The sequence below is a fragment of the Kineosporia sp. NBRC 101677 genome, from assembly GCF_030269265.1.
Lineage (GTDB): Bacteria > Actinomycetota > Actinomycetes > Actinomycetales > Kineosporiaceae > Kineosporia > Kineosporia rhizophila.
This window is the reverse complement of sequence record NZ_BSTA01000015.1, coordinates 17,025-38,469: the sequence shown is the minus strand read 5'-3', so window position 1 is coordinate 38,469 and position 21,445 is coordinate 17,025. Positions and strand designations below refer to the sequence as shown.

The window sequence follows — 21,445 nt, the reverse complement described above, 5'->3', positions numbered from 1 at the left end:
TTCATCCGATTATCCGGATCCGCATCGGCTTTTCCGTTGTAGTCTTGGCCTGGACCACCTCCCCCGAACGGGCCTTGACCACCGAGAAGGAGATGTACATGCTCATGTACATGGCCGGCGAGATCGACGATGTCCAGGTGTCCATGGCGCAGGCTCGCGCCAACTTCCGCGAACTCCTGGACAACGTCAAGGCGACCCACGCCCGGTACCGGATCACCCGCAACGGCGAGGTGGACGCTGTTCTGATGTCGATCGACGACCTGGAAGCCCTGGAAGAGACTCTCGAGATCTTGAGCGACCCCGACGAGGTGGCCGCCATCCGGGAAGGGCTTGCCGACATCGAGGCCGGCGACACCCGTACCATCGCCGAGGTGCGCAGAGAGCTCGGCCTGTGACCTATCGGGTCATCCTGGCCGCGTCGGCTCAGCGGGACCTGGCCAAGCTTCCGGACAAGGTCCTGCCCGCGGTTCTCGAGTTCATCGAAGGCCCTCTGACCCAGAATCCCCAACGCGTCGGCAAACCGCTGGTCAACGACCTACACGGCCTGCGCTCGGCTCGCCGAGGCTCTTTCCGCGTCATCTACCGGATCGCCGAAGCGGTCGTCGAGGTTCAGGTGGTGCGCATTCGGCACCGTCGCGACGCCTACCGCTCGAGCTGACAGCACTTTCAGGCTCAGCCCCGACCGCGCAGGCCCAGCGAGAAAGTGCCCGGGCCGACGCCGGTGAGCTTGCGGGTGTACTGCTTGAGGTAGGTGTCGAGGAACGGTGAGCGGTCGCCCTGGGTGGGCCGGTCGGCCGCGGGGTTCTGCAGGGCCAGGGTCAGGCGGGCCTTGGACACCTGAATCGTGTTGCCGCTCGGGGTGTCTCGCCAGTTGCCGCTGCCGATCGTGCCGATCTGGACGCCGAGCTGGTGGCCGGCCTCGAGGGTCCAGTCGGTGGACTTCAGGTCGAACGAGACCTTGCCGGCCTTCTCGATCAGGGCCACGTTCTCGTCGAACATCACCGCGGTGCCGTCGGGAGCCACGTCCCACAGCTGCACCAGCACGTTGCCGGTGGCGCCGGCGCGCAGGGTGATCTGCGGGGTGGCGGTGACCCGCACCCGGGCCGGAACCGGCTTCGACCAGGTGAAGAAGCGATTCACCGCCTCGGTCTTCAACTTTGCGCCCTCGTCGGTGGTGGGGGCCGGATCGGCGGCGTGTTCCATGTCCCACTGCTCAGGAGCAGGGGCGGAGCGGGCGGCCGGGTTGGTGTTGGCACCGTCGTCGAGGTACTCGCCGTTGGCCAGGTCTGCCTTCACCGTGGCCGTGGGCGTGGGCCAGGTGGCCTGTGCACGCCAGGCGCCGGTGTTGTCCTCGACGGCGTAGGCCGGGTCTTTCACCTGCGGCCGGTCGCCCCTGAGGTACTGGTCGTAGAAGCGCATGACCTCGTCGAAGAAGCCGGCCCGGCCCATCAGCAGTTGGCCCTGCTGGTTCGTCTCGTTGCCCCGCACATGTTCCCACTGCCCCAGCCAGCCTCGCTCGACGCCGCGGTGGTTGTCCAGGTACTGCTCCATCTGCTCGGGTTTGGTGTTGTTCTCGATGAACCCCTGGGTGACGAACAGCGGGGTGCTCGAGCCCGCGGCCTGGACCGCGAGATTGCGCTCACGCCAGTACTTCGAGTCCGGATCGGGCTCGTTGTTGTTGGTGATGTTGTCGGACAGGCACTCGGGGTGGCTCTTCTCGTAGGCCGCGTTGGCCTGGTAGCGCGCACTGTCGTCGGGAAGCGGCGCCATCGTGGCGATTCCGTTGTAGGCGTTGGGGGTGCCGGTGACGTTGGGCCGGGGCACCCCGTTGCTGAACAGGTAGGGGTACATGTTCCACAACGGCTCCTGGGCCACCACCGCCCTCAGCGCGGGCAGTCGCAGGTTGTTGCCGGCCAGACCGGTCACCGCGTCGTACGACTTGCCGTACATACCCACCTTGCCGGTGGACCAGGGCTGCCCGGCCGCCCACCGCACCGCGGCCTTCACATCGGCCTGCTCGCCCTTGCCCATCCAGTCCAGGCAGCCGGTGCTGCCACCGAAACCGCGCAGGTCGACCATGACGTAGGTGTAGCCCCGGGCGAAAAGACCGGTGCCGGTGGTGAAGTCCTCGAAACGGTTGGACGGGCCGGTCTGGGCCCAGTTCTCGGGGCCGGACTGACCGGCATGGCTGAAGTAGGGCCCGACCGCCAGGATCACCGGCGTTCTGGCGTGGGCGGGCAGATGCGCGGGTCGCAGCACGTCGGCGTGCAGCTCGACGCCGCTGCGGTCGGCGGACGGGAAGTACTCCTCCGTCCACACCGCGCCCTCCGGCACCCGCGGGTTCTCGGCGTGCGTGACGCCCTCGGGAGTCTCGGCCGCCCGGGCCGGCTGGGCGCCGGTCAGGGTCGCGACGCTGAGCAGCGTCGCCGCGACCACGGTGGCTGCGCCTCTGCGGATGTCCATCGAACCTCCCGAGCCATGACCGTCAGGGTGTCACGGGTGCACCATAACCTCACCGGGTCCGTTTTGGGCAATATGTTCGTTCCGGCTTTGCTCGGCCGGGGTTGCGGACGGCTCGCGCAGGGAGATCACCGAGGGCAGCCGGACCGGCTGGAACAACGGGTGGGCGAAGATCGCCGGATTGAACAGCGCCTGCCAGCCCGGGGGCTCGGCCCCGGGATCCTCGAGAACGGCCAGTTCGCGCTCGGCCTGGGCCCGGTGGTCCGGGCCGAGACCGGCATTCGCCAGCGAGAAGGCCAGACAGACCAGCTCTTTGACCTCTCCCGCCGCCCGTACCTGGTCGAGGCCGGGCACGGCACCGGGATCGATCTCCTGGTAGCCGGCCAGAGCCTGGTTCAGCACCCGCGGCGGTGCGCCGTAGCGGGTCACGGCCAGGTGCAGCCAGGCGAAGTCGTCGCTGCGAGTGCCCCATCCGGCCTCGGCCCAGTCCAGGGCGAGCACTCCCCCGGTTCCGGCCACACAGTTCAGTGGGTGCAGATCACGATGAATCAGCAGTGGGCGGGGGTCGGCCTCGAGCGCGCGATTCATCCGGTTGGGCAACTCTCGCAGGAGCTTTCTCACCACGTCGGGCCGGTCGCGGAACGGATGGCCCGGCGCGGAGAGAGTTCGGGCGAACCACCCCGCCTCGATTCCGCCCAGAACATTGGCCGGACGCAGAGTGAGCATCCCAAGCGCTTTTTCGTCGGTTCCGAGCTGATGCAGGACGGCGATGAGCCGGCCCAGCGAGCGCGCGGTGAAGGGCTGGGGCCCGGCGTGGACGAACCTGCGCACCGCGACCGTTGCGCTGCTGCCGTTGTCCATCTCCAGACACAGCGGCTGCGCGGCCAGTGGTTCGGGAACGGGAATGTACGGAATGCGCCCACTTTCGTAGTACTCGACCGCGATGGCGTGCATGGCCACGGTGGCCTGGTGCTCCCAGGCCAGGTTCTGCTCCTCGGCCGGGGTCGGGGACAGCACGTATTTGAGGACGACGTCGGCGGGCTCGTTGCTCGCATCGGTCACCGGCGCGTGGTGGAGAGTGCGACGACGGTGCCCCGGCCCGGCCGGCAAGAACTTTCCGGTGCGGCGCGGCCGCAGCCCCAGTTCGGCCAGGCTGCGCCGCACCACCTCCGCACTCACGCCACACCGGCCCGGCCGGTGAGCACCTGGGTGCGGCGGGCCAGCTTGTGCAGGTTGGAGTCGCGGTACAGCTGGCGCACCAGGTGTTCACCGTCGGCCCCGCGGCTGGCCGAAAGGTGCTGCAGGTAGGCCATCTCGTCGCGGAAGTCGGTGTGGTAGAGCCAGGCCGAGGGGGTCAGGTCGAGCGCCGAGAAGGCCTGGTCCCGGGACAGGTGCCAGGCCTGGTGGTGGGTGAGGGCGGCCTGCGCGGCCCGGGCGAACTCGGCGTCGCCCAGCCGGTCCCAGCGCATCAGGTGGATCGCGGTCAGCGGTGAGGGGTTGCGCCAGCGGAACGAGCCCATCTGGAAGGTCTCCGGTCGCGACCAGTTGTCCAGGATCGCCTCGTCGGCGGCCCGCTCGAACGACAGGCTCCAGGTGCCGGTCAGGGCGGCCAGATGGGTGTTGGAACCGGTTCCGACCCCTACGCTTCCGCAGATCCGGGATCCGGCCATCAGGGCCGCGAACCCGCGCAGGGTGGTGGGGTCGGACTCCTGCCACCGGCCGCCCTCGGGCAGCTGCGGCAGGTCGAGGAGGCAGTGCACCCCCGGCGTGGCCGCGGCCACCGCCAGCAGGTTCTCGGCGTTGGCCTGGTCGCCCGGCTTGACCGGCGCCGCCACCAGGACGTCGTGACCAGGTAGCGCCTGGACGATCTGGCGCAGCACGGCGGCGTGCTGGCGCGGCCCGAGGCAGTTCTCGACCTCCTTGAGGACGTCGGTCTGCCGGGTGAAGGGGTTGGAGGCACTGGGGTTGTAGATCAGGACCGGCCGGTCGCCGGGCACCAGCTCGGACAGCACCGCGGCGGCCCGCAGACGCTCCTGGCGGGTGAACCGGAAAGGGGTTCCTTCGCAGTCCCACTCGCCGCCCTTCTCCGGCGCGACGAGCGCGTGGGGGTGGGCGGCCCGGAAGTAGTTGAGGACATTCTTGGTCCCGCCCGCGATGCGGCGGCCCCGGGCGTGGAGGGCCCATCCCGCGTCCCAGGTGTGCAGCAGCCGCCGCACCCCGGGATCGGGCCGGTCGGCCGGCGGGAACGACGACGGCACCACCACCAGGTCGTACCCCTGCAGCGCGGCCGGGTCGAGGTCACCCACATCGAGGTGGGCGTCGAACCGGTCGTCCCGGTAGAGCGGCAGGTAGGCCGGATGACTGGCCAGGTCGATCGAGGCGCCGGGAAGGTGGGCGCCGAGCCAGCCCAGCCAGGCCGCGTGGCGCAGGAAGTCGCCCAGGTACCAGCGGTCGGTGTCGTGCAGCCACAGCACCCGGGGGCCTGGCACCCCGGCGGTCAGGGCCGCCACGCTGAGCGATTCAGGATTTTCCGGCATGGCCACGGTTATAGCGCTAGTGTTTGGGGAAATGCCAATTCGCTCGTGGGTCGCTGCTGCGAAGGGGGACGAGATTGGCCGACACATCCGCATCCGGGGCTCCGGTGCGCCTGCTCACCTGGAACGTCGAGGGAGCCCGGCAGAAGCACGCCCGGCGGCAGGCCGAGTGGCTGGCCGCGTCGCCGTACGACCTGATGGTGCTCACCGGGGTGGACGCACCCGACGGGGAACTGCTCCAGGCCCTGACCGAGGAGGGCCTGCACGTCCTGGCCTCCCCCCTCTCGGCCGCGTCGGCGTCCGACCGTGACGAGCACGTGGTGGTGGCGGCCCGTCACCACCGTCCGTCCCGGCTCGACGTCCCCCCGCCCCGCGAGCAACCGCACCGCTGCCTCGCCACCCGCCTCGAATCGTCCTCGGCCGAAACCGATCTGGTCCTGGCCGGGGTGCACGTGCCGGGGCGGGGCGGGCGTTCCCGGCGCCTGCGCGACAAGCGCGACTTCCGGCACGCCGGCCGCGTCTGGCTGCCCCGGGTGCTGGCCGCCGCCGGTGAGCGACCGCTGATCGTGGCCGGTGACCTGTTCCTGGTCGAGCCCGGCGAGGATCCCCGCTGCGCCGAACTGGCCCCGTGGGAGTGCGACTTCTACTGGTCGTGGGGCCGGATGGGCCTGACCGACGTCTACCGGGCCGTGCATCCCCGGCAGGTTGATCCGGCTCCACGCTGGTTCGGCGTCGACCAGCCGCGCGAACACCGGGCCGGGCAGATCTGGATGAGCGGGTTCCGGCCCGGGGCGGCCGAGGGCTGCCACTACGACGAGACGGTCTGCGCGGAGCGGCTCTCCACCCGGCCGGCCCTGATCGCCACCCTGAATCTCCTCGATCCCGCGGTGGAGAACGACCTGCGGCTCGCCCAGGCCTGAATCACGCCGGGCCGATGTCTACATGTCCGCGGGCCTCCGGCCGACATAGGCAGCAGATGCCCGCTGCCGCCCCGAGGACCACTGATGCCGAACGAATCCGCCCGTAAGAGCCTGGACCTGATCCTGCGGGACTCCCTGCAGGCCCTGCAGCAGCTCACCGGGGCCGAGAACTGGCAGTGCCTGCTGGTCGGGACCAGCCAGGGCACCGGCCGCGGGGCCGACCACGCGGCGGTCTACGCCTGCCCGGAACGACACGACCTGGCGATCATCTCGTTCCCGCACCGCCTGGTGGTGCAGCCCGACGTGCACGACACCTCCCGGCTGCTGCGGGTCTTCCCCCGACACCGGGTGATCGTGGCCTCGGCCGCCCACCTGACCGGCCCGATCGGCGGCCTGGAGGACCGGATGCAGCACGACCCGGTGCGGGCCCGGGAGGAACTGCTGCTGATGGTGCCCGAGCCGGGCTCGGCCAGCGGTCTGGTCGAGATCCGGATCTGCGGCGACCACAGCGGTGAGGTGGCCCGGGCCGTGGCCGAACTGCACGCCCTCAAGATCTGACCTGCCGGCTACTCCTGCTGCTGACCCTGCTCGGAACCGAACTTCGAGCGCAGGAACTCGCCCTGCAGCAGCAGCTGCTGCTCGTGGGTGTTGCGTTTCGGGCGCCGCACGAGCTCGGCCAGCCCGGCCTCGATCGTCTGGAGCTGGTCGGCCACCTCCTGGGCGGCCGGGCGCTCCCGCACCAGGGTCTGCCCGTCGGGCAGGGCCAGGAACGGCTCGAGGGTGTCCGGCAGGTAGCGCTCGACGGTGGCCTGCACCAGGTGCAGGCCCTCGCCCTGCAGTTCGCCCTCCATCAGCCGCACCAGCAGATCGTCCAGGTGCGCGTCGATCGACCCGAGGGCGGCCAGCCCTCGCGCGTCGAGCCGCCCGGAGGTGCGGGCCCGCGCGGACAGCGCCCGGTGGTCGCGGTCGAGCCGGGCGACCGGCAGCGGGGCCACCCCGGCGTCGGCCTGGGCCAGGGCCTGGGCGATCGCGCCGATCCGCTCCCGGCCCACCTTGCGGGCGTGGGCGCCGGTGAGCACCACGGCCGTGCTCAGCCCTCCGGCCAGGCCGACCAGGCCGGCGACCACCGGGCTGGTCAGCCACAGGAGCAGGCCGATCCAGGCGCTCAGGGCCCCGACCAGGACGAAGACGTTCCAGGCGGGGTCGGAGCGCTGCGAGCGGTCCGAGAGCTTCTGCAGCACGTCGGTGTAGGCGCCTGAGCGCTGGGTCAGGTGCCGGGCCTGCACGACCGGCAGCCGGGGCGCGATGCACTCGACGTCGGCCCGGGTGCGGGCCAGGTCGCGCCGCACCCGCCGCACCCCGGCGGCGGGCAGCGAGCCCTTGGCCGCCATCTCGGTGACCCTCTGGCGGGTACCGTCCAGCCGGTTCTCGGCCGCCCGGGCGGCGGCGTCCGGATCGGCCAGCAGCAGGGGCCCGGCCACGGTGCGGTAGACCCGCTCGGACACGTCGGGGGCCCGCTCGTGCAGGTGGTCGACCGCGCCCTCCAGGAGACGCCCGGCGAGCCTCGTCCCTCGCACCGGCATCGGTCCTCCCTCTCCACAGTTCTCTCGGACAGTCTCTCTCTGCACGTCCCTCCGAACCAACGTGCGCGTCCCGGCGAAGGTGCCCACCGACGTCCTCAAACCGGGCCGGCCGCGTCCAGGACCCGGATCACGTGGGCGTTCCCGCCTGTGCGCTTGGCCTCGTACATGGCCTCGTCGGCGGCCTGCAGCAGGGTGGCCGAGGTGGTGTGCACGCCGGCCACGGCGATGCCCAGGCTGGCTCCGATCGTCACGTCCGCCCCGTTGTCCAGCTGGTAGACACCGGCCACCAGCTCGATCAGACGCTCGGCCAGGGCACGCACGTCGTTCACCTCGGGCAGGCTCGGGCAGAGCACCAGGAACTCGTCCCCGCCGTAGCGGGCGCACAGGTCGGTGCGGCGCACCGCCAGCCGCAGGCGCTCGCCCACATCGCGCAGGACCTGGTCACCGGCGTCGTGGCCGTGGGTGTCGTTGACCGGTTTGAAGCGGTCGAGGTCGATGAACACGGCGGCCACGTAGCCCTCGGCGCGGTGACCGTGGCGCAGCAGGGCGGCATCGACCTGCCGCAGGGCGTACGCGCGGTTCCACAGACCGGTGACCACGTCGGTGGCGGCCTGGCTGGTGGTCGTCTCCAGGTGCCAGGCGTTGGCCAGGGCCGCCCCGAACGGGGCGGCCAGCAGGTTGAGGGTGACGCAGTCGGACTCGCCGAAGGCGTGCGGACGGCGGCTGTACACGTTCACCACCCCGTGCACCTCACCCCCGCGCTGCAGCGGGACCGCCACCACCGAGCGGGCGCCGGTGCGCAGCACCGTGTCGGCGTGCGCCCGGGGATCGGTGTGGGTGTCGGTGCTCAGCAGCGCCTGGCTGGTGGTGAAGGCCAGGCCGGACAGGCTCAGGGCGATCGGCAGGCGCAGCCCCTCGTGCTCCCGGGCGGCCCCGCTGCCGACCCGGTACACCAGGTCGTCGCCGTCGACGGTCTGGACACAGGCCGCCTCGGCGCCGGTCAGGGCCTGGGCGCGGGCACAGATCTCCTGCATCACCTTCTGCGGCGAAAGCTCCACGTCGGCGATGGCCAGCTGGGCCGCGGCGATCGCGGCCGCCTGACGGGCGGCGCGAGCGCGTTCGGTGGTGTCCCGGATGAAGGCGTAGAACTCGCCTCCGCCGGCCTCCACCCCGGTGCCGTACTGCCCGTCGGCGCGCCAGATGGTCAGCTCGACCGGGATCAGCCGGCCGTCCTTGGCCAGGGCGTCGAGCTCGATCGGCCGGCCCAGGATCCGGGGCGGTTCGCCCTCGCGCACCCGCCGCAGCCCCTCCAGGTGCGCCGGGCGCTGCTCGGGCGGGACGATCAGGCTGCTCAGCTCGCGCCCGTAGGCCTCGGCCCGGCTGTAGCCGAACATCCTCTCGGCCGCGGCGTCCACTCGGTCACGTAACCGGCCGGGGCGATACCGACCACCGCGTCGCTGGCCCCGGCGATGATCGCGCTGAGCCGCTGCCCGGCCTGGCGCCGGGCGGTGACGTTCTCGACGGCGGCGACGAACTGCTCGGGCCGGCCGGTGTCACCGTCGCGCATCACGGTCACCGACAACTGCACCCAGACCGGGTAGCCGTGGGCGTGGACATAGCGCTTCTCCAGGCTGTACTGGTCGATCTCGCCGCCCAGGAGCCGGTGCACCAGGCCCAGGTCACCGGCCAGGTCGTCGGGGTGGGTGACCTCCTGGAAGGTCATTCCCAGCAGATGGTCCGCCGAGTACCCGAGGATCCGGCACAGGGCCCGGTTGACCCGCTGGAAGCGCCCTTCCAGGCTGACCAGGGCCAGGCCGGTCGGCGCCACCTCGAGCATGGTGCGCCACAGCTTCTCGGCCCGCTCCAGGCGGGCGGCGGTGGCCCGTTCGGCGGTGACGTCCCGGTTGATCCGGGCGTAGCCGGCGACCTGGCCGGTCGCGTCGCGCAACGCGGATCACCAGGGCCACGGCGACCCCGTCGGGGACCGAGGGCAGGGGCACCTCACCGGACCAGGCGCCGTCCCGCTCGATCGTGCGCAGGTCGGCCTCGTCCGGGAGACCGAACTGGTGGCTCAGGACCCCGGCGAGCTCGGCCCGGGACCGGCCGAACATCGTCTCCGCAGCGCGGTTGCAGTCCACCACCCGGCCGGAGGTGTCCATCAGGACCACCGCGTCCGGGAACGCGTCGAAGACCTGGCTGCGCAGATCCGCGGTCAGCTCACCGCCCGGCCCACGTGATTGCTCCATGCCTGGGTCATCGCCCCGGGGCCGGGCGGACTTGACTGCTGCGACGGTCAAGCCGGGCGCCCCGGCGGCCGAGAAGAAGGATCCGTGGAGCCCGCCTCGGGCGCGGTGCGTGACGGACCAGGAGCAGCCGGCTGTGACTCTCTCATTGACCACCTCGGCCGATCCCACCGGCTTCGAGAGTGCCGCCACGCTCATCCTCGAGGACCTGCGCGACCGGGTGGGACTGGAGACCTGGCACGTGTCCCGGCGGGACGGGACCGATCAGGTCGTCCTGGCCGCGGTGGACGCCCGGCTGGGCCTGGCGGCGGGGCAGGTGCTCCCCTGGGCCGACAGCGTCTGCGCACTGGTGATCGACGGGTTGGCCCCGATGTGCGCCCCCGACGTGTCCGAGGTCGCGACCATCAGCGAACTCGTGCGGCGTACCGGTCTACAGGCCCGCTCGTGCGTCACGGTGCCGGTGTCGGCGCCGGACGGCCTGATGCTGGGCACGCTGTGCGGGCTGGGCAGCACCCGGCACCCGGAACTGCCCGACGTGGTCGGCGTGGTGCACCGGCAGGCCCAGATCCTCGGCGTGCTGCTGGCCCACGAGCTGCAGCTGGCCGAGGAGGTGCGGCGCGCCGAGCGCAGCGAGCAGGCCGCCCACCAGGACGTGCTGACCTCGATCGGCAACCGGCGGGCCTGGGACGTGGCGCTGTCGCGGGAGGAGCACCGGGCCGCCCGGTTCGGCACCACCGCCACGATCGTCATCTTCGACCTGAACGGGCTGAAGCAGATCAACGACACCGAGGGGCACGAGGCCGGCGACCAGCTCCTGGTCCGGGCCGCCGCCGAGCTGTCGGCCCGGCTGCGCAGCTCCGACACCGTGGCCCGGCTGGGCGGCGACGAGTTCGGCGTCCTGCTGCCGCAGACTCCGCTGGCGCAGGCCCGGCGCGTGGTCGCCGACGTGATCGACCGGCTGGCCGAGGTGGGGGTCAGCGTCTCGGTCGGGATGGCCCAGCGCAGTGCCAGCGAAGGACTGCTGGACGCCTGGCGCAAGGCCGACGCCGAGATGTACGTGGACAAGAAGCGGGCCAAGGAGAAGGGCGGCCCGATCCCCGTCCAGCGCTCGGGGGCCGGCCCGAAGACCCAGAAGTCCCTGCCGCACCCGCTGCAGAACGTCGATGCGGTGCTGGAGCTGCTGAAGGAGCAGCTGCGCATGGACGTGGTGTTCGTGAACCGCTTCGAGGGCGACAACCGGCAGTTCCGCAACCTGGTCACCTCGATCGACCTGCCGATCCGGGAGGGTTTCGTCGAGCCGGCGCAGGGCAGCTACTGCCGGATGATCGCCGACGGCTCCCTGCCGGCCGTCACCCGCAGCACCCGGCAGAACCCGCTGCTGCGCGACCTGCCGGTGACCGACCGCCTGAACATCGGCTCGTACCTGGGTGTCCCCCTGCACAACAGCGACGGCGGCCTCTACGGCACGCTGTGCGCCTTCTCCACCACCGAGAGCCCGGAGCTGGGCGAACGCGACGCCCAGGTGCTGCGCGGTGTGGGCGACGTGGTGATGCGGCTGGTGGAGTCGGAGGACACCCGCGACGACCGGCGGCACCGGTTCCTGCGTGACCTCGACCGGCTGCTGGCCCAGGGCGGGCCCTCGGCGGTCTACCAGGCCATCCACGACCTGGAGGACCTGAGCCCGGTCGGCTACGAGGCGCTCAGCCGGTTCCCCGGCGGCGGCCCGACCCCGGGCGAGTGGTTCACCATGGCCGCGACCTACGGGGTGGGCCCGCAGCTGGAGCTGAAGGCGCTGCAGGCGGCCGCCGCCGGGCTGGCCGACATGGCCGGCTTCCTGTCGCTGAACACCTCGCCCAGCACTCTGCTCACCCCCGAGTTCAACCGGCTGATGAACGAGCTGCCGCTGGACCGGGTGGTGCTGGAGATGACCGAGCACGAGGCGATCGAGGACTACGACTCGGTCAACTCGAGCCTGAAGGCGTTGCGGCGCAAGGGCCTGCGGGTGGCGGTGGACGACGCCGGGGCCGGCTTCGCCAGCATGCACCACATCCTCGCCCTGGTCCCGGACTTCATCAAGCTCGACATCAGCCTGGTGCGCGGCATCGACCGCCAGCCCTCCAAGCAGGCCCTGGCCGCCTCGCTGCAGGCCTTCGGGGTGAAGACCGGGGCCGCACTGATCGCCGAGGGCATCGAGAACGCCAGCGAGCTGACCTGCCTGCGTCAGCTCAGCATCCAGTACGGGCAGGGCTACCACCTGAGCCAGCCCGGTGCCCTGCCGCACCTCGACCGGACCACGGCCTGAGCGCACTCGGGAGAACTCCCGAGGCCTGCGCGGGGACAATTGCCGCCCGTCGAGCGTTCGTGATCGTGCGGGCGAGCCGCCCGCATCGTGTCCGACGCCTGAGCGCAGGAGAGATTACGTGGTCTTCAAGAAGATGCTGGGTGCCCTCGGGATCGGTGGTCCGAGCGTCGACACCGTGCTGTCGGCCCCCGGTGCCCAGCCCGGTGGGGTGCTGACCGGGCAGGTCAACCTGGTCGGGGGCAACTCCGACGTGGAGATCGAGCACGTCTCGCTCAGCCTGGTCACCCGGATGGAGATCGAGTCCGGCGACAGCGATCACAGCGCCGTGGGCGAGTTCCACAAGGTCGCCGTGAGCGGCCCGATGCGCCTGGCCGAGGGTCAGCAGACCTCGCTGCCCTTCCAGATCGTGCTGCCCTGGGAGACGCCGATCACCGCCGTCTACAACCAGCCGCTGCGCGGCATGGTGATGGGCGTGCGCACCGAGGTCTCGATCGCCCGCGCCGTGGACAAGGGCGACCTCGACCCGATCCAGGTGCACCCGCTGCCGGTGCAGCAGCGCATCCTCGACGCCTTCACCCAGCTCGGCTTCGTGTTCAAGTCGGCCGACCTGGAGTACGGCCAGGTCTACGGCGTGCACCAGACGCTGCCGTTCTACCAGGAGATCGAGTTCTTCCCGCCGCAGCAGTTCGCCGGCACCATCAACGAGGTCGAGCTGACCCTCGTCACCAACCCGCAGACCGTCCAGGTCATCCTGGAGTTCGACAAGCGCGGCGGGCTCTTCCGCTCCGGCCAGGACAGCTTCGGCCGGTACACGGTGGCCCACGCCGACGCCGACACCACTGACTGGGTGCGCGTGGTGGAGGGCTGGGTGCAGCAGGCCCTCACCCAGCGGCAGTCGATGTTCGGCGGCCACGGCGGCGGGTTCGGCGGTGGTTTCGGCCAGGGCGGTTTCCAGCAGGGTGGTTTCGGCCAGGGCGGCTACGGCCACTCGGGCCACCACGGCGGCCACCGCTCCGGCGGCTCGGGCATGGCCGGGATGGCCATGGGCGCGGTCGGCGGCCTGGCGGCCGGCTACGTCGCGAGCGAGATGCTCGAAGAGGTCTTCGAGGGTGACGAAGGCGACGAGGGCGGCGACGAGGAGGCCTGATCCTCCCCGAACCCCCGTTTGAAGACGTCCTTGGGCGGCTACCCCGGTAGCCGCACCACGGTCGGTGGCTGGGGAACCGGGTGGGACTGCGGTCTCACCCGGTTCCCGGGCCCAGGGCGGCGCTCAGGTCTTCCAGAAGAACATCGATCACCGACTCCTCGGTGACCGTGGTGCGGGTCTGCCGGAGCCGGGCGGTGAGCTCGGTGTCCCAGGGCACGTCGCTGACCCGCCCGGCGTCGGGACCGCTCGGCCGCCGGGCGTAGGCCTGGTCGTAGTCGGCGGCCGTCATGCGCCAGGGCACGGCCCCGACCTTGGCCACCAGGTGCGCGGCAATGCGCAGGCCGTCGCCGTCGAAGTCGCCGTGGTAGCGGATCGGCAGGCCTGACGCGGCCATCCGGCGCAGCAGCAGCACGCCGGCGGCGCTGGGCCAGCCGGACCCGCAGACCAGGGCCGGGCACCGGGTGCCGAACCGTCTCAGTGCGGCGGCCATGACGCTGGGGTTCTCCACCACGTGGACGATCCCGGTGTCCCACTCGGCCACGCCCAGGTTGCGTACCTGCTGCAGAGTGAGGACGGCGGCCTCACCGGCTGCGGCCGCGGCCCTCAGGACGGCCGGCGCCGAACCTCCGCCCCGGGCCGCCAGTCCGGCCACCAGCACGGTGGAGGACAGTTCGTCGGTGTCCACGCCGGCCCGGGACCACAGCTCACGTGAGCTCAGCTCCGGGCCGTAGCGGCAGGCGAGCCCTCTCAGCACGACGGTGGCCAGCCGGTGTCCTTCGTCGAGGGCGTGCGGATCGTGCAGGACCCGGTCGGCCAGGATCGGCAGCGGCAACCCCTCAACCGGCAGGGCGTCCAGCACGCTCAGCGCCTGCGACACCAGCGCCTGGGTGGCCGGGACCGATCCGCCCACCAGCCCGCTCGCCTGTAGGTAGGAAACCCACTCCAGCAGAGCCGGTTCGGCCTGAACCGGCGGGCACGACCGCAGCTGCGCCCACACCTGACGCCGCTCGTCCTGGGCCTGGGAACGCTCGCTGCGGCGGTCGCCGATCGGGCCCACCACCTGCTCGACCACGACGCGCAGATCGGCGCCGCCGATCTCGGCCACTGCGGCCTCGATCCGCGACAGCGCGAGCGAACGGCCTGGAGCGGGGACCCGCTCCAACCCCAAAAGGTCCGCCACCGCCGTCCGTTCGTTCTCGTTCCAGTCTTTCCCGATCCGGACCGAGCTGACCGGCTGCCCTGAGGAGAGCCGTTCGTGCAGCGCCTGCCAGAGCGGGCGCAACGACGGCGCCTGGGCCCATTCAGTCATCGGCGTCGGGGCGCAGCTCGGCGCCGTCCCAGGTGAACCGCACACTGGTCACGGCGTCATCCTGGTCCAGGCCGCTGCCGGTCTCCAGCTGGTGCACGGCGATGCCGTCGAGTTCCCGGTAGGTGCCCCACTCGTGGTCGGAGGTCAGCACCAGGTCCAGGTCGAGGGCGGCCAGCAGGGCGAACACCTGCCCCCGGTTGACCGTGTCGACTCCCACGAAAACCTCGTCCAACAGGATGATCCGGGGGCTGAGCGGCACCGCCTGGTAGTGCGCGGCGATGGCGGCGAACAGGGGCAGGTGCAGGGCGATGGCCTTCTCCCCGCCGGACAGCGCACCGTGCAGCTTGCTGGTCAGCTTCTCCCAGCCCAGCCCCTTGCCGCGTTCGACGTCGACCTGGAAGTGGTGCCAGGCGGTGTAGTCGAAGACCTCGGCGAGCTGTTCCTCCCAGCTGGCCGCCGTGTTCGCCGCCCGGGCCTGCTCGATCCGCTGGCGGAAGAACACGTGCAGGGCCTGCCGGTCGTCCTCGGAGAGCCGGACCGGGTCCTTCAGCAGCAGGTCCCGCGCGGCCCGGGTACCGGCCGGCAGCTGCGGGTCGATCTGCCAGGTCAGGCGGACCGCGACGCTGGAGGCGGTGCGCACCATGGCCAGCCGCTCGTTCATGGTGTCGACCAGTTCCCCGGCCTGCCGGATCCGGGCGGCCAGGTGCCGCCGGGTGTCACCGGTCAGGGTGCGGTCGAAGAGCTGGTGCTCGGCCCCGGTGATGTCGTCCTGGCTGCCCTCCAGTTCGGTCCGCAGCCGGTGCAGCAGGGTGGCGGCGCTGGTCCGGACCCCGCCGATCGAGGCGCTGAGCACCGCGACCTCGTGCTCGGTGACCATCTCCAGGTCGGCCCGCCGGGCCAGGGTGTCCTGCTGGGCGTGCAACGTCTCCATCAGGTTGCTCTGGGCCGCGGTGAGATGGCGATGCTCGTAGGGGATCGTGGGCCACGCGGCCGCCACCGCCCGGGCCGCCTCCAGCGCCGCCCGGGATCCCTCGCGCTCGCCCAGGTCGAGCTCGAGTCCCGCATCCTGCACGAGATGCCCACCCAGGAGCGCGTGCACGCCGTCGGCGGCCTGGTCCCGCACCCCGAGGGCATCCTGGTGCAGCTCCAGATCCCGCTCGCGGGCGTTGCGGAGCCGGCCCTCCTCCCCCACCAGCTCACGTTGGGTCCGGCTCGAGTGCTCTTGCTCGCGCAGGGCGGTCTTGCGCAGCTGCCGGGCGGCCTGGACCTCGACCAGGACCTGCTCGTAGGTGGAACCGATCGCCTGCTCAACGGCTTTGCGGCGGTGGGTCAGCGCCTCGGCCTCGGTCTGGGCGGTCTCCGCCTCCTGCCGGCTGTGTCCGGCGGTTCGCTCGGCGTTCGCGCACTGGCCGGCGAACAGGTTCACCGCGTCGGCGGCCGTTCCGGCGAGCAGGTGGGCGGACGCCCAGGTCTCGGCCGCCGTGCTCAGTTCGGCCAGCGCCAGCTCCAGTTCGGCCAGCGCCGCCTCCTCGGCCGGCAGCCTCTGCTCGGAGGCCTGGCTCATCAGGGTGCGCAGGGCCTGCCCGGCGGCGACCTCCTCCTCGGCCAGCCGGTCCTGCGCCCGGATCACGGTGTCCTCGGCCGTGGTGAGCGCGGCCTGGGCCTGCCACACCCCGTTCTGCGCCTCGGCGACCCGCTCGAACCCGGGCCGGGCCCGCACCTCGGCCGCGAGCAGGCTCTCCCGCTCGGACAACTCGTCCAGGGCCTGCCCGACCTCGTCCAGCTGGGCTGCCAGAACCTCGAGCTGCTCGGTCAGTTCGGCGATACGCTGCCGGCGGGCCCGCTGCCGGGCGGTGGCCCCGATGAAGCCCGCCTCAGGCTTGCTCCAGGAGCCCTGCAGGGCGGCCAGCCGCCAGCTGCCGTCGGCGCCGATCGCCGCATCCGCGCTCGCGGGCAGGGTATTGCCGTAGGCGACGGCGGCCAGCACACCGTTGATCACTGCGGGCGCGACGGCCGGGTCGGTCTCGGGGGCGAGGACGTCGGCGAGGCTGGGGCCCCGCACCGCTGGGCGGCTGCTGCGGGCGAAGACGTCGTGCCCCTCGACGGAGAGCGTCTGCCCGGTGGGGGTGATCCAGGCGTCCAGCAGCCCGCTGGCCTCGAGCGCGGCCTCGATCCCGGCCTGGACGGAGGCGGGGACCTGGCTCTGGAAGGTGATCAGCTGCCACAGCGGGGCGCCGGAGCGGCCCTGGCGGGAGGCCGTGCGGGTCAGGGGTGCCGTCGGGGGCAGATGCACCTCGCTGCTGATCTTCTCCAGATCGGCCTGGATCTGCGCGTGTTCGGCCGCGGCCCGCCTCTGGAGGCCGACCAGGCCCGAGCGTTCGGTCGCGATCCCGGCCACCACCCCGTCCCGGGCCTGGGAGACCAGTTCTCGCACCTGGGTCTCGTCGGCCTCGGCCGCGCTGAGCACCGCGGGGTCGAGCTGTAGGAGCCGGCATTCGTTGGCCCACCGCAGAAGTCGTTCGCTCTGCTCGGCCAGCGCGGCCCGGAAGTCGTCCTCGGCCCGTTCCAGCACCGCCCGCACTTCCTGGCGCCGGGTGAGGGCCTCGTCCTTGGCCGTCTCGGCCTGCTCGCGACGCTGTACGGCGCGCTGGTGACCGGCCAGCGCCGCACGGATCTCGGCGATCTCCTGGCGCCGGGTGCCGACCGAGACGGTGATCAGCCGGCGGGCGGCCGCCGCGTCCACCGTGGCCCCGGGGGCCGGGACGCGGGCGCTCAGGTTGACCCGCTCCGCGGTCCGGGTCAGGGCTTCGAGGCTCTGCTGAAGCTCCCGCGTCGCCGAATCGAGGATCTCCTGCCGCTGCCGGGTCCGCTCCCGTAGGCCCCGCAGCTCGGCCCGGTCTCTCTCGGCCGTGCGGGCGAGGCGCTCGGCCCGGGCCCGGGCCTGCTCGTCGCGGGTGCGCAGATCGTCCAGCTCCCGGCCCTCGCCGTAGGCCTCACTGCTGGTCAGGCCCTCGATCCGGGCTTCCTGAGCGGCGATCTGCTCGGCCAGCACCCGGCCCCGTTCGTCGGCCTCCTGCAGGTCGGCCACCACCCGCTCGTAGTCGGCGGCGCTCTCGCGCGCCTTCTGGCTGGCATTCTCCAGCGCGGTGGTGGCCGAGATCAGCCCGGCGGCCGCAGCCCGCAGCACTCTGCGACTGTAGGTCTGGGCCTGCCGGGCAACCGTTCGCGCCGCCTCCACGATCTCAGCGAGGCGCCGCAGCTCTTCCCGCTGGCGGTCCAGCCGCTCGAAACCCTCTGCGAGTTCGGCGATGTCACCCTGGTCGAGCGGGGGTAGCGCCCGGGAGAGCAGGGTGGACAGGAGGCCCGGGTCCAGCCGCTGGGAGAGTTTCGGCGTGCGCAGTTGCAGCAGCGCCGTGATCAGGGCGTCGTACCGGGCCTCGTTCATGCCCTCGAACAGCTTGCCGCGCAGCGCGTTACGGTACTCCCCCGCATTGGGGTGCACCGTCCCGCGCGAGTGCAGCGCCGCTTCCAGGGCGGCCTTGGTCAGCGGCTGGCCGGCCGGGTTCAGCAGGTGCAGGTCGACCCCGACGCGCTGGTCGGTGGTGAACCAGTCGGAGTTGACGGTGCTGGTGCGGGTGGTGGCCGAGAGCCGCACCCCGCAGGTGAACCACTCCCCCTCGCCGAGAGCCAGTTCCAGCCAGGCGTACCCGACCCGGGTCACCGCCCCGCCGGCGCCCTCACCCATCAGGTTCCAGTGCATCGCCCGGTCGCCGGTGCCGAACGTGGAGAGCCGGTTGGCCCGCAGGCTGGCGTCGAACAGGAACGGCAGCAACAGTTCCAGCGCCTTGGACTTGCCCGAGCCGTTCGGGCCGCGGACCAGCAGGCGGCCCTGGTGGAACTCGAAGACCTCGTCGTAGTAGCGCCAGATGTTCAGGATGCCCGCGCGGACCGGGCGCCAGCGTGGCGTGCGCCCGGCACCGGCGGGCTCGGGCCGGTGCCGGTGCTGGTCCAGGTTCTGAACGCTCACGTGGGCGTCCTCTCGGATTCGGGTGCGGTCAGCTCCACCACGTAGCGGGCGGCCGCGGGCAGCGAGGTGACCAGGCCGCCGGTCTGCTCGGCCAGCCCGAAATCCGCCAGCAGCTGCACCGCCTGGGCGGTCAGGGCCTGCGGGCCGGCATCGCCGCGGTAGCTCATCGCCCAGCCGGGGAAGTCGGCCAGGACCTGCCGGGTGACGGCGGTCAGCACGGCCGTGGACCGGGTCCGGCCCGGCGGCTGCAGCTCGTCGAGCAGCCGCAGGGCGGTCACCTTGGCGTGCGAGGTGCCCTCGGGGAACGTCTCGTCGGTGGCGATCGCGTCCGGGTCGACGAGCAGATAGCCCTCGGCCCGTTCCTCCAGCACGAAGCCGGCCTGCTCGGCGGCGCGGCGCAGGATCTGCCGGCCCGTGGGTGAGGCGAGATAGTCCAGCTGCTCGGCGCTCAGGTCGCGGCGGTAGACCACCGGCTCGTCGAACATCAGCCGCAGGATCGAGTGCCGCAACCACAGATTGCGCTGCACCGCCTAGACCTCGCCGCCCTCACTCGTCCCGGTGCCGTATCGGGTCTCGGCCACCAGCGAGCGCAGGAGCTCCTCGAAGCGGGCCGGCACCTGCCCGGCCGGCACGGCCAGGGTCGAGGCCCCGCGGGGGGCGGACATCAGCCGGATCAGCAACGTGACGTCCACCTCGTACAGCACTTTCGCCGCGCGGCCCTCCAGATAGCTGTCGGTCGCCCCGTCGACCGCGGTCACCGCCCCGAAACGCTCCAGCAGCCGCAGAACGTCGACGAGGGCCCGCCGCTCGGCCTGCCGGCTGGAGTCGAAGGCTCCGACGGCCTCGTCCAGGGCGCAGGCCTGGGTGACCCGATCGGCCAGCAGCCCGATCGTGGTGACCGGAGTGTTCAGCAGCTCCGCCGCGACCAGGCAGAGCAGCACGTACCGGCGCCGGTCGAACGGCTGGCGGCCGCTGCGGGGGCGGCGGGCCGGGCGGGTGGCATCGTCGCGGACCCCGACCTTCACCAGTCGCGCGTAGCCCAGCCGGGGCTCGACCAGGACGGTCCAGCCGCAGTGGTGGTCGAACCACTTCTGCAGCGGGGCCTGCCGGCGCCGGACCAGGTCGAAGGCCGGCTGGTCGGTGCGCTGGGTGATCAGCGGGTTGCGCAGCAGCAGCCGCACCCCCCGGGCCACCTCGTCCTGCTCGGCGCCGGCCAGCTGGTTGTGGAGTTTGCTCACGCCCCGACCTCACTGCTGCGGGCGCCGCGGGCACCCGTCCTGGTGTCGATCCGGACCAGGTAGTCGGGACCGGTCAGGACCCCGTGCGAGGTGCGGATCACGGCGGGAGGCCCCGGTTCGGCCGGCCAGAGGGTGATTTCGATCTGCCCGTCGCCGGAGTGGTGACGTCTGGTGCCCTGGGCGTCGGGAGCGGCGCCGAGGGCGCCCCCGATCAGGTCCAGGAGCCGCTGGAAGGTCTGGTGGTCGAGCTGCCCGATCCGGCTGAGCCGGACCGGCCCGTCGGTGGCCAGGGCCTGCCGGGCCGCCTCCAGCTCGGCCCGCTCGTCGCGGGCCCGCTGCGCCCGTGCCCGTTTCACCGCGGCCACGTCACGCACCTTGCCCGTACGCCCGAACCGTTCGGTGCGACCGCTCGTGCGGATCAGCGCCGACACCGGGACCGGAGGCGCCTCGGCCCACGCCGTGCCGGGCGGGACGAGTTCCGGATCGGAGTGCTGCAGATGGGCGTGCCGCGCCGACCCCAGACCGAAAGCCGCCGACCAGAGCCGGTGCGCATCGTTCTCAGTCGGGGCCGCCGCGAACCACCGGGCCAGTTCCCGCAGGTCTTCGGCCGCCCCGGAGGAACGACGGCGACTCTCGTTCAGCCGGTCCAGCGCCTGCAGAAGAGTCACGATGGCCCGTCGGGCCACGGTGTGCAGCTGCTCGGCCCGGGCCGGGCTGCCGTCGTCCGGACGGAACCAGGCCCGCAGACCTTCCCAGCGAGTGCGGCGGTGGTGCAGCCATTCCGGCCCGGGATCGTCGGCGGCGCTCAGCCGGGGCAGCTCCGCGCCCGCGAGCGCTCGCTGCCGCAGCCGGACGACGTCGTGACGCTCCACCTCGTCCACCGCCTCGGCGATGATCCGCACCCGCAGGTCCAGGTCACCCAGGAAGTCGTTCAGGTAGACCACGGTGGCCTGCTTGACCTCGTGGAAGGTCTGCTGGTCAGTGCCCTCGACCCGGAGCAGACGCTGCAGCTGGGCGTTGAACTGGGTGGTGTTGGTGCGCAGGCCGTCCAGGTGCCCCTCCAGTTCCTGAAGGGTGGTGAAGACCCTGCGGTCGTCCGTGGACGGGTCGGCCGCCAGCCGGGCCAGGTCGCCCAGTCGCAGGGCGATCGCCTCCAGCACGGCGGTCTGCAGAGCACCGGCCGAGGCGAGCACCGCGGCGGCGTGCTCCAGCCCGGCCAGGGCCGCCTCACCGTGCCGGGTCAGCGAGTACAGCAGGTTGCGGCGCTCGTACTCGTCGGCCGTGCGGTAGTTGCCGGCGTGGTTCTGCGACGCCTCGAGCAGGCGCCACTCGCGCAGTTGCCGCAGCACGTCGAAGAGCGTGTCCTCGTCGGTCAGCGGGACCCAGCCCAGGCCGGACAGCCGCCGGCCGACCTCGTCCAGCCCGAGCGCCGTCTCCAGCCGCTCGTTCGCCTCGCCGAAGACCTGCAGGACGGCCGTGTACACCTCGCTGCGCTCGCCCGTGGTGAACCGGAACAGGTCGGAAGGCAGCGAGGCGGCCCCCGCCCGCCCGGTACCCCACGCGTCGCCCTCAGCGTTCATTGGGCAACACCGTACGTGATCGGCCGGAAAGGGACCGGGGTTGTGATCAAGTTCTACGGGGAGCCCCGCCGGGAGGGAACCCGGCGGGGCGGGAACTGCTGC

At 72.1% G+C, this 21,445-nt stretch carries 15 protein-coding genes and 2 pseudogenes; 6 read left to right on the top strand and 11 right to left on the bottom strand.

All coding sequences use genetic code 11. The features are described from left to right. Positions 1 to 44: 44 nt before the first annotated feature. The gene (locus QSK18_RS31825) at positions 45 to 395 is read left to right on the top strand and encodes a type II toxin-antitoxin system Phd/YefM family antitoxin (protein ID WP_232813267.1); all 351 of its coding nucleotides are present in this window, start codon (positions 45 to 47) and stop codon (positions 393 to 395) included. Continuing rightward, complete coding sequence (locus QSK18_RS31820; RefSeq protein ID WP_232813266.1) at positions 392 to 658, top strand: type II toxin-antitoxin system RelE family toxin; 267 nt, start codon at positions 392 to 394, stop codon at positions 656 to 658. The genes QSK18_RS31825 and QSK18_RS31820 overlap by 4 nt, the downstream gene beginning before the upstream one ends. Positions 659 to 672: 14 nt before the next feature. Here the strand turns inward: QSK18_RS31820 and QSK18_RS31815 are convergent, their stop codons facing one another. From QSK18_RS31815 to QSK18_RS31805, 3 genes are read right to left on the bottom strand one after another with little or no spacing between them, the layout of a single operon-like run. Beyond that, positions 673 to 2,463, bottom strand: a complete 1,791-nt coding sequence (locus QSK18_RS31815; protein WP_285626810.1) for a CocE/NonD family hydrolase — start codon at positions 2,461 to 2,463, stop codon at positions 673 to 675. Between the two features lie 30 nt (positions 2,464 to 2,493). Next, entirely contained in the window at positions 2,494 to 3,639 is a 1,146-nt protein-coding gene (locus tag QSK18_RS31810; RefSeq protein WP_285626807.1) for a phosphotransferase family protein, read from the bottom strand. Next, positions 3,636 to 4,997: a glycosyltransferase family 9 protein gene (locus QSK18_RS31805; protein ID WP_285626804.1), complete on the bottom strand. Its 1,362-nt coding sequence runs from the start codon at positions 4,995 to 4,997 to the stop codon at positions 3,636 to 3,638. The genes QSK18_RS31810 and QSK18_RS31805 overlap by 4 nt, the downstream gene beginning before the upstream one ends. A gap of 74 nt (positions 4,998 to 5,071) precedes the next feature. Here QSK18_RS31805 and QSK18_RS31800 point away from each other — a divergent pair, with 74 nt between their 5' ends. Both QSK18_RS31800 and QSK18_RS31795 read left to right on the top strand, forming a co-directional pair. Further along, positions 5,072 to 5,914, top strand: coding sequence for an endonuclease/exonuclease/phosphatase family protein (locus tag QSK18_RS31800; protein ID WP_232813262.1), 843 nt, complete (start codon positions 5,072 to 5,074; stop codon positions 5,912 to 5,914). 84 nt (positions 5,915 to 5,998) lie between these two features. Further along, positions 5,999 to 6,472, top strand: coding sequence for a hypothetical protein (locus QSK18_RS31795; RefSeq protein ID WP_232813261.1), 474 nt, complete (start codon positions 5,999 to 6,001; stop codon positions 6,470 to 6,472). 8 nt (positions 6,473 to 6,480) lie between these two features. Here QSK18_RS31795 and QSK18_RS31790 read toward each other — a convergent pair whose 3' ends face one another. The 4 genes and pseudogenes from QSK18_RS31790 to QSK18_RS36120 all read right to left on the bottom strand — a co-directional run. After that, positions 6,481 to 7,497, bottom strand: a complete 1,017-nt coding sequence (locus QSK18_RS31790; protein WP_232813260.1) for a hypothetical protein — start codon at positions 7,495 to 7,497, stop codon at positions 6,481 to 6,483. Between the two features lie 95 nt (positions 7,498 to 7,592). After that, a complete protein-coding gene (locus QSK18_RS31785) occupies positions 7,593 to 8,912 on the bottom strand; it encodes a GGDEF domain-containing protein (protein WP_285626796.1) in 1,320 nt (439 codons plus the stop codon). Further along, positions 8,849 to 9,445: a PAS domain S-box protein gene (locus QSK18_RS31780; RefSeq protein ID WP_285626792.1), complete on the bottom strand. Its 597-nt coding sequence runs from the start codon at positions 9,443 to 9,445 to the stop codon at positions 8,849 to 8,851. Before QSK18_RS31780 ends, QSK18_RS31785 begins: the two co-directional genes overlap by 64 nt. A gap of 145 nt (positions 9,446 to 9,590) precedes the next feature. Further along, positions 9,591 to 9,656, bottom strand: a pseudogene (locus tag QSK18_RS36120) (hypothetical protein); the annotation flags it as partial. A 220-nt stretch (positions 9,657 to 9,876) separates the two neighbouring features. Here QSK18_RS36120 and QSK18_RS31770 point away from each other — a divergent pair. Further along, positions 9,877 to 12,042 carry an EAL domain-containing protein gene (locus QSK18_RS31770; protein ID WP_285626786.1) on the top strand — a complete coding sequence of 722 codons (2,166 nt, stop codon included), beginning with the start codon at positions 9,877 to 9,879 and terminating at the stop codon, positions 12,040 to 12,042. A 118-nt stretch (positions 12,043 to 12,160) separates the two neighbouring features. Continuing rightward, positions 12,161 to 13,189, top strand: coding sequence for a sporulation protein (locus QSK18_RS31765; RefSeq protein ID WP_232815340.1), 1,029 nt, complete (start codon positions 12,161 to 12,163; stop codon positions 13,187 to 13,189). 94 nt (positions 13,190 to 13,283) lie between these two features. Here QSK18_RS31765 and QSK18_RS31760 read toward each other — a convergent pair whose 3' ends face one another. The 4 genes and pseudogenes from QSK18_RS31760 to QSK18_RS31745 form a co-directional block, all read right to left on the bottom strand. Next, positions 13,284 to 14,498, bottom strand: coding sequence for a TIGR02679 family protein (locus QSK18_RS31760; RefSeq protein WP_285626781.1), 1,215 nt, complete (start codon positions 14,496 to 14,498; stop codon positions 13,284 to 13,286). Then, complete coding sequence (locus QSK18_RS31755) at positions 14,491 to 18,525, bottom strand: TIGR02680 family protein (RefSeq protein WP_285626778.1); 4,035 nt, start codon at positions 18,523 to 18,525, stop codon at positions 14,491 to 14,493. Before QSK18_RS31755 ends, QSK18_RS31760 begins: the two co-directional genes overlap by 8 nt. Continuing rightward, positions 18,522 to 19,763 (bottom strand): annotated as a pseudogene (locus tag QSK18_RS31750) (TIGR02678 family protein). Before QSK18_RS31750 ends, QSK18_RS31755 begins: the two are co-directional and overlap by 4 nt. Next, positions 19,760 to 21,343, bottom strand: coding sequence for a TIGR02677 family protein (locus tag QSK18_RS31745; protein ID WP_285626776.1), 1,584 nt, complete (start codon positions 21,341 to 21,343; stop codon positions 19,760 to 19,762). Before QSK18_RS31745 ends, QSK18_RS31750 begins: the two are co-directional and overlap by 4 nt. Positions 21,344 to 21,445 lie beyond the last annotated feature (102 nt).